Source organism: Rhodanobacter terrae, from assembly GCF_042657005.1.
Classification (GTDB): Bacteria; Pseudomonadota; Gammaproteobacteria; order Xanthomonadales; family Rhodanobacteraceae; genus Rhodanobacter; species Rhodanobacter terrae.
In genome coordinates this window covers 1-687 of the sequence record NZ_JBHSNG010000091.1, presented here as the reverse complement: position 1 = coordinate 687, position 687 = coordinate 1, and the positions used below count along the sequence as shown (strand labels likewise).

Annotated in this window: 1 pseudogene; it reads left to right on the top strand. The window is 70.6% G+C overall.

The annotated features are described in order from the left end of the window. Nucleotides 1-687, top strand: a pseudogene (locus ACFPPB_RS20365) (hypothetical protein); the annotation flags it as partial.

Genomic DNA, 687 nt, shown 5'->3' with positions numbered 1-687 from the left:
GCGGTGACGCTGGGTGCGGATGCGACGCTGGCCAGCACGGGCGGCGGTGCGATCGACTTCGCATCGACGCTGGATGGCGCGCATGCGCTGACGGTGAACACGTCGGGCCTGACCACCTTCGGCGGCGCGGTGGGCGGTATCGCGCCACTGGCATCGCTGACCACGACCGGAGGCGGCAGCACGCTGCTGGACAGCAGCGTGGGCACCACCGGCACGCAGACCTACAACGGTGCGGTAACGCTGGGAGTGGACGCCACGCTGACCAGCGGCAATGCGGTGACCTTCGGCAGCACGCTGGATGGCGGCCACGCGCTCACCGTCGATGCGAATGGCCTGGTGAATTTCATGGGGGCGGTGGGCGGCGGCACGGCGCTCAGCCGGCTGGCCACGACCAGCGGCAGTTTCAGCGCGGGTGCGCTGACCATCGGCAACGGTGGCCTGTCGGTGCAGACCACCGCCGGCGGCATTACCCAGGTCGGCGCCTTCACGGTGAGCGGCGCGAGCAACTTCAACGCCGGCACGAACGCGATCACGCTGACGAACGCGACGAACGCGTTCACCGGCCCGGTGAGCCTGACCGGCGGCAACGTGAGCCTGACCAACGACCAGGCGACGCAGCTGGGAACGAGCACGGCGGCCGGCACGCTGGCGGTGACCAGCAACGGGACGCTGAGCCAGACCGGCGCG